At 61.7% G+C, this 12,386-nt stretch carries 11 protein-coding genes and 1 tRNA gene; 11 read left to right on the top strand and 1 reads right to left on the bottom strand.

Features of this window, described 5'->3' with window-relative positions:
• Window positions 1-42: 42 nt before the first annotated feature.
• The gene (locus tag OG225_RS26805) at window positions 43-1,440 is read right to left on the bottom strand and encodes a DUF222 domain-containing protein (protein ID WP_405177795.1); all 1,398 of its coding nucleotides are present in this window, start codon (window positions 1,438-1,440) and stop codon (window positions 43-45) included.
• A gap of 161 nt (window positions 1,441-1,601) precedes the next feature.
• Here OG225_RS26805 and OG225_RS26800 point away from each other — a divergent pair.
• The 11 genes from OG225_RS26800 (at window position 1,602) to dbpB (OG225_RS26750) (ending at window position 12,292) form a co-directional block, all read left to right on the top strand.
• Window positions 1,602-1,674, top strand: a tRNA-Ala gene (locus OG225_RS26800).
• A gap of 122 nt (window positions 1,675-1,796) precedes the next feature.
• Window positions 1,797-3,047: a tyrosine-type recombinase/integrase gene (locus OG225_RS26795; protein ID WP_405177794.1), complete on the top strand. Its 1,251-nt coding sequence runs from the start codon at window positions 1,797-1,799 to the stop codon at window positions 3,045-3,047.
• 83 nt (window positions 3,048-3,130) lie between these two features.
• Window positions 3,131-4,036, top strand: a complete 906-nt coding sequence (locus OG225_RS26790) for a hypothetical protein (RefSeq protein WP_405177793.1) — start codon at window positions 3,131-3,133, stop codon at window positions 4,034-4,036.
• 1,297 nt (window positions 4,037-5,333) lie between these two features.
• Window positions 5,334-6,044, top strand: a complete 711-nt coding sequence (gene queC, locus OG225_RS26785; RefSeq protein WP_405177792.1) for a 7-cyano-7-deazaguanine synthase QueC — start codon at window positions 5,334-5,336, stop codon at window positions 6,042-6,044.
• Complete coding sequence (queE, locus tag OG225_RS26780) at window positions 6,044-6,685, top strand: 7-carboxy-7-deazaguanine synthase (protein ID WP_109530788.1); 642 nt, start codon at window positions 6,044-6,046, stop codon at window positions 6,683-6,685. Before queC ends, queE begins: the two co-directional genes overlap by 1 nt.
• The gene (gene queD / locus OG225_RS26775; RefSeq protein WP_109530789.1) at window positions 6,685-7,056 is read left to right on the top strand and encodes a 6-carboxytetrahydropterin synthase QueD; all 372 of its coding nucleotides are present in this window, start codon (window positions 6,685-6,687) and stop codon (window positions 7,054-7,056) included. Before queE ends, queD begins: the two co-directional genes overlap by 1 nt.
• On the top strand, window positions 7,037-7,861 hold the full coding sequence (gene folE2 / locus OG225_RS26770; RefSeq protein WP_198654730.1) for a GTP cyclohydrolase FolE2: 825 nt from the start codon (window positions 7,037-7,039) through the stop codon (window positions 7,859-7,861). Before queD ends, folE2 begins: the two co-directional genes overlap by 20 nt.
• Complete coding sequence (locus OG225_RS26765; RefSeq protein WP_157979003.1) at window positions 7,839-8,804, top strand: hypothetical protein; 966 nt, start codon at window positions 7,839-7,841, stop codon at window positions 8,802-8,804. Before folE2 ends, OG225_RS26765 begins: the two co-directional genes overlap by 23 nt.
• Window positions 8,804-9,946 (top strand): DGQHR domain-containing protein DpdB, encoded by a 1,143-nt coding sequence (gene dbpB, locus OG225_RS26760; protein WP_198654731.1) that lies wholly within the window; start codon window positions 8,804-8,806, stop codon window positions 9,944-9,946. Before OG225_RS26765 ends, dbpB (OG225_RS26760) begins: the two co-directional genes overlap by 1 nt.
• The gene (gene dpdA, locus OG225_RS26755; RefSeq protein ID WP_109530793.1) at window positions 9,943-11,172 is read left to right on the top strand and encodes a tRNA-guanine transglycosylase DpdA; all 1,230 of its coding nucleotides are present in this window, start codon (window positions 9,943-9,945) and stop codon (window positions 11,170-11,172) included. Before dbpB (OG225_RS26760) ends, dpdA begins: the two co-directional genes overlap by 4 nt.
• A gap of 13 nt (window positions 11,173-11,185) precedes the next feature.
• Window positions 11,186-12,292 carry a DGQHR domain-containing protein DpdB gene (dbpB, locus tag OG225_RS26750; RefSeq protein WP_109530794.1) on the top strand — a complete coding sequence of 369 codons (1,107 nt, stop codon included), beginning with the start codon at window positions 11,186-11,188 and terminating at the stop codon, window positions 12,290-12,292.
• Window positions 12,293-12,386 lie beyond the last annotated feature (94 nt).

Genomic DNA, 12,386 nt, shown 5'->3' with positions numbered 1-12,386 from the left:
GGGAGTCGTCCGAGTTCGCTCCGGGTCCGTCTCGAGCCGGAATCAGTACACGTCGGCGGATGGTTCGGTGACGGGTATCTCGTCCTCGGGCGCGATTCTGGTGAGTTGGAGATGGACCGGAAGGTGACCCGCGACCGGAAACACGAGATCAACGGCGGTCGGACGGTCCGGGGGGAGCGGCCGTGCGTCCGGTTCGGAGTGCTCCGCACCGGTTCGAACGCCGACCGGACGGTCGATATCGGTATGCGGGAACAGGTACCTCGCGCCCTCGCGCACGGTGATGTGCACACCGCCGGTCGGTGCGGTCCACCGCAGGCGATCGTGATCGGCCGGCGCGACGCACCACCCCGTTTTTCCCTTGTCCGCCAACACTTTCAGACGGTGGTGCCTGGCGCACAGGACGTAGGAGCCCGCCCCGGCCGTTCGGCTCCCTTCCTCGGCGGGGCCGTCGACCGGTTCGGATTCGGCGGCGGGCACGACACAGCCGGGAAACCGGCACATCCCGTCGACGGCCCGAACCCACCGTGCCGTCCCCTCTCCTCCCACATCCTCGGATTCCTCCCGCTCCGAAATCACTTCGAACCGAGCGTGTTCGGCGACCGTTCGCGCCAGCGCCGCGTCGATCGGCCCGTACCCCGCGAGGAACGCCGGAGCCTCGCTCGTCCCCAGCAGCGATTCGGCCGGAATCCCGATCTGGACGAGCGGCCGTCGCGGAGCCTGCTGCGGCACACCCGAATTCGCGCAACGCCGCCCCCGCCCGCACGTGCACCGCAACCGCCCCGACCCGTCCGCCAATGCCACCAGCGCGTCGGCGCGTCGCTGCGGCATGGTCCGCGGATCCTGCCCGCACACCTGCAAACTCATCTCGCGCAGCCGCATGGCCACCGTCTGTGCTCCCGGTGCGGGCAGCAATCCGTCGAATACCGCCATGCTGTCCTGCACCGCCCGAATCCGCACATCACGCTGATCCTGCCGAAGTTCCCGGCGACGTCGCGCCCCACGGGGATCCAACCGCGCCGCCCACCGCCGCGCCGCCTGCCGTAGCCGCGCGGGTTCGGTCCGCTCGGCGACCTCGATCAACCGCGTCTCCACCACCCCCGCGACCTCCCGCGACAGCCCGCGCGTGCTGTCCACGATCACCCGCACCTTCGCCAGGTCGATCCGCCCCGCCTCGAAGGCCAGCCGCGTCCGCGGCAACGACTCCTCCAACGCCAGTCCGATATCGATCAGCGCCCCCGCCGTCGCCTCGTCGGCGTGCACCGCCACGGCCACCTCACTCGCCGCGAACTCCCCGGCCCGCACCCCACCCGGCCCCGGCTCCACATTCTGGGCCCGATGCCGCCGATACAACTCGCGCACGGCGAAAACCTCCGCCGCCTGCGCCCGTGCCGCCGCCCCGTGCGCGGCCCGAAGGGCACCGATCAACCCTTCATCGCTCATGGCCCCGAAGTCCATGGAAAAGCTCCGATTAGACTCGAACATACGTTCGATAGTAACGCGTGCGCCTCACTCCCACCACCGCTATGCCCAGGCGATTTGGAAGCCGACACGGCAGTGGTGTAACTTTCTTCAAGCGCGAGGGAAACCGAGCGCGATAATCAGGGGCTATGGCGCAGCTGGTAGCGCACCACACTGGCAGTGTGGGGGTCAGGGGTTCGAGTCCCCTTAGCTCCACTTTTTCATGTGCAGGTCAGGGGCTACTTCGGTAGCCTGGATCTCGATCGCGGTCATCACCGCCGTCACCACCGCCTCTCAGGCAGCTCGTGTCGCCATCTTCGACACGACAGGAGTGGCGTATGCCCACACCTCGCCCACGGCCCCGCAAGGACGGCACCGTCAGCTGGCAGGTCCCGTTCCACTACTACGACCTCGACGGCAAACGGCGGCAGTCGGCCGAGAGCTTCGACGAGTACGACCAGGCCCAGTGGTGGGCCGATCTGATCGAGCGCATCGGCCTCGACGCCGCTCGTGATGTCCTGGCGGGCAAACGCGACGCCGGTACCGGCGCGGTCCTGCTGGTCGAGTGGCTGACTCGATACACCGACCGTCTCACCGGCGTGCAGGAGGACGGGCGCGCCAAATATCATCGCTACATCGTCAACGACATCGTCCCGTTCTTCGGCGAGCGCGCGACCCTCGAGGCCGTCACCCAGGACACCGACGCTGCCTGGATCGTCTATCTCGAACAGGACAAGGGCAACGCACCCAAGACGATCAAGAACAAACACGGGTTCCTGTCCGCGGCGATGCGCGCGGCCGTGGAACAACGCCCGGCACCGCTACTGGCGTTCAACCCGTGCGCCGGTATCCGGCTGCCGCGCCACGACGACATCGAGATCGAGATCTTCGACAACGACGAATGGGAGCTGTTCGAACAACTCCTGTCCCAACGCTGGCGCACCCAAGCCGAATTTGGTCTCGTCTCCATGGCACGCCCAGGCGAGATCGGCGCCCTCCAGGTCCGCGACGTCAACCCGGTCACCGGCGCGGTGCGCATCAACAAAGCGTGGAAGGACGGCGGGAGCCGACTCAAACTCGGCAAACCCAAATCCAGCAGAGGAATCCGCACCATCAACATCCCGCTACAGACGGTGCAACGCCTCGATCTGTCCCGCCCCGGTGACGAGCTGCTGTTCCACAAATACACCGGCACGCCCATCACCGCCGGCTACTTCCACCGCAAAGCCTGGCAGCCTGCCCTGCGCCGACTCGAAGCCCTCGCCCGTCGCGACTTCACCCCGTTCGGCACCAGAGCCATGTGGCACGGCGCCGACCCCGAAGAACTCCTCGAACGCTATCCCGTTGCGGTCGCGTCGCTGCGCACCAAACACCTGACCCCGTACATGCTGCGTCACACGGGAATCTCCTGGAAGTTGCAGGACGGCGTCCCATTGTTCGTCGTCTCCCGCGACGCCGGCCACGAATCGGTCACCACCACCGACCGCCGGTACGGCCACAACGACCGCACGGCCAGCCAGTCCGCGGCCGAGGTCATCGCGAGCCGCCTGCCGCGTGTCCGGGCCGAGATGCTCGAGCTCGCCGCCTGACCCGATGCCCGACCGAACCGAATCCGTTCCATCTCATTCCTCGTTCGATGGAATGAGATGGAACGGATCGGAGAGGAATCCCGATGTCGAACGCCATGACGCCGGCCTGCGTCACGCCCACGCAAGTACGCTGCCAGTTCCCCGGCTGCACGACCCCGGTACCCGCCCGAGTCCCCGGACGGCCCGGCGCACCGCGGCGCTACTGCGACAACCCCGAGCACACCGCGCAGAAGGCCATGCGCCGACTGCGTAGTCTCACCACCACCGAAGTCGCTGTCGTGCAACCGTCCCCGCGTCCGATCACCGACGGAACCCACACACTGGTCGGGCTGCTGGACCACTATGGGCACCTCTGCGGCGATCTCGCCACCGTCGTCGGTGACGTCGCCGACCTGTTCGCCCGACTCACAGACCCCGCGGCTGTCGACCGCGAAATCGAGGAAATACAGCGACAAGCCGACCACCGGATCACTCTCGCCGACCAGGCCCTCGCCGAGGCCGAACGGGCACGAGCCGCGATGGCACAACGACTCACCCGCGCCATCGCCGCGGAAGAACTCGCCTCGGCCGCCGCCCGCGAAGCCCGCTCCGCAGCCAAGGAAGCCGACCAGCGCGTCACCGCCGTCGAGAAGGTCGCCGCTGCCCAGATCACCGCCGCGGAGTCCGATCGCGACCGAGTCCGCGGAGACGCCGAGGCCGAAATCACCGCGACGCGCGCGATGCTCGAGACGGCTCGCCTGGCACAGGCTCACGCCGAAGGTGAGCGCAATGCAATCAGCACCGAACGCCGAGCCCTCCTCGCCGAGGTGGCACAACTCAGGCACACGCTCGACACCGAATGCGCCGAGCACCGCCGCACACTCGAAGCCTGCGACATTGAATACGCGCGCGCGATCACCGCAGCCCTCGTCCTTGCCAGCCGGACCGCCCGCGAGCACCGCCGGCAACTCATCGAATTGATTCGCGAGCGAGAGAAGGAGACTTCGTAGTTGGGCTGTGCCGGGCGAGGCAAACCGATCAGGTGCCACACGCTGTCGCTGAGATGCCCTCCGCCAGAACACGGAACGACCTTCGGCTGGACCCAACATGATTCTACCCGCGAGCCCACTTCTGCGCCGTGCTGGGTGGAGTGCATCGAACCGACGAGCCTGATGGGGGGCCCCAGGCTTGCCAGAAAAGGTACCTAATGGTGTCTGCGGTTAGCCGCCGAGATCAGCGAAGAGTCGACTGGTGGTGGCCTCGATTCGTTATCTTTAGAGGATTGGTTCGTTTTCGGTTCTGCGAGCCGATTGCTGATGGGCTGCTTGGAAGCGGAGCCTCTGGTTCGTTGCGAGATTGTCTGAGCCCAAACGGCAGCGTAGGCGTCGGACTCAGCCAGGCGCGCTCGGTGACACGTGCGGAGGGTACGCCGCTATCTCGATGACGCGCACCATCGGATCCGGTAGGAACTGAGGGATATCGCGGTCGAAACCGTTGTCGGCGAAGCAATTTTCGCGGCGTTGGCACAGTCACGGCTACGGATTCGGAGTGGACGGGCAACGTGGCCCTGGTTGTCCACCGCGAACGCTCTGTGCATCGCGATGATCGTTGGCGAGCTTGGCACGAAGGTCGCCAAGATCGTCACCGATGTGGTCGGACCACTCGTTGAGCAGCTGGAATCGCTCTTCACCAAAGTGCGGGCATGTGTTTGTTCCGCCGTGCCAAGTTCCTCAGCCTCAGGGGCCGACTCGCTCGCTGTTGCCCGGTGGCGGGGCGGCATTGATCAATCGCGAGGTCCTGGTCGATTCCCACCACCACCACCACCGCCGAATCCGCCGGGCCAACGCGTACTGGCGAGAACCAACTTCCCGGATGATCGACTACGCCCACATGTTCGATCTGGCCGGGCAATAGATGCAGCTTTCTGCGGGGACTGCGGCGCCGCTGAACTGTCGGAGCCGATAGAAACTGCACGATTCCGATCAACATGCCCCTGTAGTTGTCCCAATCATGCTGTCCTCGTGCGGGAGTGGCGCGACTGGCCCCTTCGATCCTCGCTGAGCCTCGTCATCGGGGAGCGCTCAGTGTGTCTGGCAGCAGGTTGGCATCGTCGATAATTATGCAGGTCAGAGGTGCCACTCGGGTGGTGGGTGGACTGGGCCTCTGTGTTCGGCGCTTGCTGTAAATGCCATCGTTGTAGTTTGCTGGTTGCGACGTCTGTGAAACTGGAGATAGTTGGGTTGAATGATCGATGCAGTTTGACTACAACTGCTGTTGGTGTGGTGACGGGTGCAATCCTCGGAGGAGATGATGAACGTGGTCCAGAAGGCTGTGGTGCTGCTGAGCGGAGGGCTCGATTCCTCGACGGTCTTGGCTATCGCCAGGCACGAGGGGTACGAGACCTACGCTTTGAGCTTCCGTTACGGTCAGCGGCACAGTGTTGAACTGGAGGCTGCCGACCGTGTAGCGAAGGCGCTCGGCGCATCGGGGCATGTGGTGGCTGACATAGACTTGCGCGTCTTCGGCGGCTCGGCGTTGACGGCGGACATCGACGTTCCTCATCACGATCGAGCCGAGGATCTCGACGTCGGCGAGATCCCGATCACATATGTTCCCGCGCGGAACACGATCTTCTTGTCATTTGCCCTAGCGTGGGCTGAGACTCTCGGTGCCAGTGACGTCTTTATCGGTGTCAACGCTTTGGACTACAGTGGCTACCCGGATTGCAGACCGGAGTACATCGAAGCATACGAACGGATGGCGAACCTCGCGACCAAGGCCGGTGTTGAGGGGCGCCAGCAATTGAAGATCCACACGCCGCTGATCGAGTTGACCAAGGCGCAAACCATCTCGCGCGGCCTGGAGTTGGGTGTGGACTACGGCCTGACTCACAGTTGCTATGACCCCCGCCCGGATGGTGCCGGTTGCAGAACCTGTGACTCGTGTTTGCTGCGTATTCGTGGCTTTGCAGAGATAGGCATGGCGGACCCAGCGCCATATGCCGCCGGGGTCGCGTGATGGCGTATCAGGTCAAGGAGATCTTCTACACGCTCCAAGGAGAAGGTGGCAACGCAGGTCGCCCAGCTGTGTTCTGCAGGTTCGCTGCTTGCAACCTATGGAATGGCCGGGAGTCCGGGCGTAGTCGCGCGATCTGCAAGTTCTGCGACACCGACTTCGTGGGTACAGACGGGCCAGGGGGTGGCAGTTTCACGACAACAGCGGCATTAGCTGAGGCTGTCTCAGGCACATGGGAAGGGAATGCTCACCCACGAGCCCGCAGGCTTGTCGTGTGCACTGGCGGAGAGCCGTTGCTCCAACTCGACCAGCCACTGGTCGGGGCACTCCACGAAGCGGGATTCGAGATCGCGGTCGAAACCAACGGCACCCAGTCCGCGCCCCAAGGCTTGGACTGGATCTGTGTCAGCCCCAAGGCTGGCACAGATCTCGTCTTGACCGCGGGAGACGAACTGAAACTGGTATTCCCCCAAGACCAAGCGCCTCCGGAACTATATGAGTCGCTCGACTTTTCGTCGTTGCTTCTGCAACCGATGGATGGACCCATGCTTCAGGAGAACACGAAAGCTGCGATCGAGTACTGCCTACAGCATCCACAATGGAGGTTGAGCGTGCAAACCCACAAGTACATCGGGATCAGGTGATGGAGATCTTCCGTGAATTCACCTTTGAAGCCGCTCACCGCCTACCGAACGTCCCCGACGGCCACAAATGCGCTCGGCTGCATGGGCATTCGTACAAGGTCGCTATTCATGTCAGAGGCGAGGTGGAGGCCGAGTCGGGGTGGGTGATGGACTTCGGCGAGGTCAAGAAGGCTTTTGCACCGCTGGCCGACCAACTCGATCATCACTACCTCAACGAAGTGCCAGGACTGGAAAACCCCACCAGTGAGGTGCTCGCACGTTGGATATGGCAGCAGTTAGCCGACGTGCTGCCCTTGTCTCAGGTTGTGGTTAGAGAAACGTGCACCTCCGGTTGCATCTACAGGGGAGAAGATGAACCACGTGCTGAGTGATGTTCAAGCGCAACCTGATACGCGCGGCATTGCCCTGGGCGAGGTCGGTATAGACGGACTGCGATATCCGTTGCTGGTCGCAGACGGCCAAGGGGGAAAGCGCGAAGTCGCCGCAACTGTCACGATGTCGGTAAGTCTCGGCGCTGACATCAAGGGGGCTCACCTGAGCAGGTTCATCGAGGTGCTGCAGGAGTGGCGCGATCAGCTTGGACCGGACAGCGCACTCAGCATGGTCGATGACCTCCGAGGCCGGATGGGAAGTACCAACGCGCGAGTGAAGATAGCGTTCCCGTACTTTCTCGAACGGCAGGCACCCGTCACTGGAATCCCGTCATTCATGGATTATGCATGCGAACTGGATATCAGCGCGGATGACGCGAAAGCGGTTCTACTGCAGCAAGTCTGCGTGCCGGTCACAAGTGTGTGCCCGTGTAGCAAGGCCATCAGTGACCGCGGTGCGCACAATCAGCGCGGATGGGTCACCATTGGTGTGCGGGCGCGCGACCCTCGCGGTGATCTCTGGTTCGATGACCTCATCACCGTCGCCGAATTGTCCGGCTCCTCGCCGGTCTACAGCTTGCTCAAACGACCTGACGAGCGGCACGTCACGATGGCTGCCTACGACAACCCGGTCTTCGTGGAAGATATGGCCCGCAATGTTGTCACAGTTCTGCGCCGCGACAACAGGATCGCGGAGTACCGGGTGCGAGTCCTCAACGATGAAAGCATTCACAACCACGCGGCGTACGCCGAGTTCCCTTGGACGACAACAGATGAGATCGGTGGACGACCCGATGCCGGGTAGGCGGTCTGAATCGACGGTCCATATCGTGGTCACCTGTACGAACCGCAAGAGGCAAGTTGTACCCGAGAGCCTGAGACTGGGGAATTTACGCGAGCAACAACAGGGGTTGCGCTTCGCCGAATGGACTCGTCGCCTTACTGCCGAGCCACCAACAGTTCGCGCGCACGATCTCTATGGTGGTCAGCACTGGAACATTGCGCGTGGCCTTCCGACGCTGGTCGGCGCTCCGGCCCGGCTATGGGTCTGCTCGGCTGGCTACGGGCTTGTCGATGTCGACGCTTATCTTCACCCGTACGCAGCGACTTTTTCGATCGGGAACGAGGATTCGGTGGGGCGGGACAAGCTGGAAACCCGGCAATGGTGGCAGCGGTTGACCGATTGGGCTGGCCCGAGCGCCGACAAACCACGGTCTTTCGCGGACCTGGCTCGTCAGGATCCGGATGCGACGATAGTGGCGGTTCTGTCCAATACCTACCTGCCCGCGTGCGCAGATGACCTTCGTACGGCCGCTGGCCTCTTGCGATCCGCGGACAGGTTCACTGTCATCGGGCCGAACTTGCCAGCACGTGGACTGGAAGACGTGGTCATTCCGATTCCCGCACGTTTGCGCTCGGTCGTCGGGGGAAGCCTTCACGTTCTACATGCGCGCGCCGCCGCTCACCTGCTGTCGCAAATTGTGGCAAACGGAGCCGATCTCAGCCATAGGAACCTTCGCGAGGTGGCGCTGCATGCTGTCGACACCGCTCCACCCGACACCAGTCGTCGCGCACCAGGGGTACGCCTGTCCGACGACGCGGTGCGCGAGTACATCCGCTCCCATCGCGGCGTCGAAAAATCAAGTGCCACCAGGCTTCTGCGGCGACTGCGAGACTCGGGCCAGTCGTGTGAGCAAGGGCGGTTTAAGCATCTCTACCATGAGATTGCAAGGGAGGTGGAGAACTAGTGGCGAATAAAGACAACCACTGCTTGCGGCGGCGCGCGCTCTGCCTCGCACAGACAGAGAAGTACCCACTGTATGTGTTCACACTCAAGGCTGAAGAAATCCTAGAGATCGCCGATATCTCCAGAGTCAGTCGCAATGAGGCCGGCAAGCTGATCGGCTACCAGCGACCGGAAGTTCGTCGACACATCCAAGAGATCATCGACTATCTCGACAGTGACCTCGCAATCTTTCCCAACCCGATCATCATGGCCCTGTCTGCACAAGTGCAGTTCCACGCCATTCGGGGCAACCGTATACCCGGTGATGAACTAGGTATCACCGGAACGGTGACTATTCCGCTTCCATCTGCCGGTCGTCCTAAGCCAGCATGGATCGTTGACGGCCAGCAACGCGCCATAGCCTTGTCACACGCTAAGAAGCGGGACTTCCCCGTGGCTGTCACCGCATTCGTGGCCGAATCGGTGCAGGTGCAGCGTGACCAGTTCATTCGTGTGAACAACACGAAGCCGCTTCCGCGTGGGTTGGTCACAGAATTGTTGCCCGAAGTCGACCGGCAACTTCCACCTCGACTGGCATTGCGAAAAGCGCCGTCAGAATTATGTGACGTGCTGAATCTTGATGAGCGATCGCCGATGCATGGCATGATCAAACGTACATCGACAGCGAAAGGATCCAGCGGCAAAGCAGTAATTACTGATACTGCAGTCGTTGACATGATCCAAGAAAGTATCACCTCCTCTTCCGGATGTCTTTATCCATACAGGGACGTGCGCCAGAATGAAACTGACTTCGATGGAATCATTCATGCCTTAATTACATACTGGACTGCGGTACGGGATACGTTTCCCGATGCATGGGGCAAGCCCGCCAGTCGCAGCCGTCTTATGCACGGCGCAGGAATTCGTGCGATGGGGCGATTGATGGACAGAATATTGGGAACAGTGGATGCGCGCCGGCCTGACGCACCTGAGATAATTCGACAGCATCTTGCGCTTGTGGAACCATATTGCCGTTGGACCTCGGGGATCTGGGACGAGAATGGACTGCGATGGAATGAGGTCCAAAACATGCACAAGCATATCCAAGAACTGTCTAACTATCTGATCCGAGTGTATTTGAACGCACGGGCGGGTATGTCGTGAAGTTTTATTTTCCAGACAGTCAAGACCTCGTCAGTCCAACATACGATTTTATCCATGACGAATACTTGCCGACCCGCGTACGTCAGCGAGACGACTTATATGCGCACGAGGTTTTGGTTGCGCCCGCTTACGATGGGATCCTTGTTTCGAAAGCTATCGTCGACGGTTCGCTGCGCGGTGCCGGGAAATACTCAATGCCGCAGCGGCACCGCCTCTACAGGCTGGGAGTGCGGGGATTCTTCCGCTTGCCTGACGACATAGCCACCCTGGGTGACTGTGGTGCGTTCAACTATGTCGACGAGCGTGAACCGCCTTATACGGTCGACGAAGTACTCGACTTCTACGAAGAATGCGGATTCGATGCCGGAGTTAGTATCGATCACATCATACTAGGCTATCACCGCCCCAATAGCGCTAATCCGCCGCCGGACGAATGGACTGAACGACGCCGGATATCTCTGCGCTACGCTGAGAAATTTCTATCGGCAGTCATCGACCGGAGATCGCGACTGGAACCGGTTGGCGCTGCACAGGGGTGGGATCCTGCCAGTTACGCCGATAGTGTGTCCGAGTTACAGAAAATGGGGTACAAGCGCATAGCTCTGGGCGGTATGGTGCCGTTGAAGACCCCGGATATCCTGGATTGTTTGCGTGCGATCGACCCCGTACGGGCGGACGATACCGAATTGCACCTACTTGGGATCACTCGACTGGACACGATCGGAAAATTCGAGGCATTGGGAGTAACTAGTTTCGACAGCACATCTGCGTTCCGCCAAGCGTTCATGGATGATCGGGACAACTTCTACACCGAATCCAGCACCTACACAGCTATCAAGGTTCCGCAGGTTGACGGGAATCTCGCCCTCAAACGCGCAATACTCGCCGGACACGTCTCCCAGCGCGATGCGGTCCAGGCTGAACGCGAGTGCTTGAACGCGTTGCGTGCCTTCGATGCTGGCCGTTGCAGCCTGACCGACGCGCTCGACCGTGTGCTGACCTACGAGGAGATAGTCGGCGTCAAAAGGAGCTACCGTGACGCCTACCGCCGCACACTGGAGGACGCGGCTTGGCAGTCCTGTCTCTGCGGGCTCTGCGCGAAGCACGGCATCGAGATGGTGATCTTCCGAGGTACCGAGCGGAACAAGCGACGCGGTTTTCATAACCTGTCGGTTCTCGCCGAAAAGATGAGAACGTTGCACACCGAACCAATGCCGGAGTCCTAGAAGGAGTTTGCTTATGGCCGACCGATACGAGATCAGGGTGCCGGCACTTGAAGTGCGGCAACGAGAGAGGCGAATTTACTGCTTCGCAATCGATGGCAAACGCCTGCACGACTTCACGACGGTGTCGCGCGTACGACGGACGGATCACGGAGATCTCGACGGTTACCAGCGCCCCGAAGTACTCAGTCATATCCGAGCGATCCAGCGCTACATCGAATCTCCGGAGGCGATGCTGCCCAACGCGGTCGTACTGGCGTTCGACACCCGGGTCCGGTTCGAATCCAGTCAGCGACGCAGTGACGTCGACTACTCGTCCATAGGTGAGTTGATCATCCCAGTTGATGAGACCCTCGATGAAGCCGACAAGCCCGGCCTGCTCGTGGACGGGCAACAACGAATCGCTGCAATACGCGATGCCGATGTCGACGAGTTCCCCGTTGCCGTAGTCGCATTCATTGCCACGGGACAGGACGAGCAGCGCTCACAGTTCATCCTGGTCAACAACACAAAACCACTGCCCAAGGGCCTGATCCACGAGTTGCTGCCGGACTCGGCAGGCTACCTGCCACCGAAGTACGCCAGGCGCAAACTGCCCGCGGAGTTGATGACCCGGTTGAACATCGACACCGACAGCCCGTTCCGGGGCGCGATCGCGACCCCGACCTCGCCCGATGGTTACATCAAGGACAACAGTGTTCTCAAGATGATCGAGAACAGTCTCTACGACGGCGCGCTCTACCAATACCGCAACCCCGAGGACGGTTCAGGTGACGTGGAGCAGATGGTGCTACACCTCAAGATCTTCTGGAAATTGGTCGAGAGCACCTGGCCGATCGAGTGGAAGTTGCCGCCACGCAAGTCGCGACTTACGCACGGCGTCGGGATTCAGGCTCTGGGTTACGTGATGGATACGGTGACCGACCGGTACACCGCCGACCAGTTGCCCGAAGCCGGGGTCGAACACCACCTAGCAAAACTGCACGATATCGCAGCCTGGACCTCGGGCACATGGGACCTTGGCCCCGACGATCAGCGGCGTTGGAATTCGTTGCAGAACACCCCAACCGATATCAAGTTGCTCACAAAGGCGCTCGCGGGGGCTTTGCGCGCTCGACGCTAGGACATCGCTCGTCGTTTGCCCGTCACTGCCCACTTGTGTCAGTGACGGGTGTAAATGATGCAGCGAGACGTTCAGGGTGTGCACCTTGTATGGG

The sequence above is a fragment of the Nocardia sp. NBC_01377 genome, assembly GCF_045040005.1.
GTDB classification, from domain to species: domain Bacteria; phylum Actinomycetota; class Actinomycetes; order Mycobacteriales; family Mycobacteriaceae; genus Nocardia; species Nocardia noduli.
Note: the sequence above shows the minus strand (reverse complement) of the source record. Positions and strands in the feature narration are given on the sequence as shown.

Excerpts from the sequence above, each read along its gene's own strand:
- queC (WP_405177792.1), top strand. The coding sequence starts at position 5,334 with ATGATGAACGTGGTCCAGAAGGCTGTGGTGCTGCTGAGCGGAGGGCTC.
- dbpB (WP_109530794.1), top strand. The coding sequence starts at position 11,186 with ATGGCCGACCGATACGAGATCAGGGTGCCGGCACTTGAAGTGCGGCAA.
- queE (WP_109530788.1), top strand. The coding sequence starts at position 6,044 with ATGGCGTATCAGGTCAAGGAGATCTTCTACACGCTCCAAGGAGAAGGT.
- queD (WP_109530789.1), top strand. The coding sequence starts at position 6,685 with ATGGAGATCTTCCGTGAATTCACCTTTGAAGCCGCTCACCGCCTACCG.
- folE2 (WP_198654730.1), top strand. The coding sequence starts at position 7,037 with ATGAACCACGTGCTGAGTGATGTTCAAGCGCAACCTGATACGCGCGGC.
- OG225_RS26805 (WP_405177795.1), bottom strand. The coding sequence starts at position 1,440 with ATGAGCGATGAAGGGTTGATCGGTGCCCTTCGGGCCGCGCACGGGGCG.
- OG225_RS26795 (WP_405177794.1), top strand. The coding sequence starts at position 1,797 with ATGCCCACACCTCGCCCACGGCCCCGCAAGGACGGCACCGTCAGCTGG.
- OG225_RS26790 (WP_405177793.1), top strand. The coding sequence starts at position 3,131 with ATGTCGAACGCCATGACGCCGGCCTGCGTCACGCCCACGCAAGTACGC.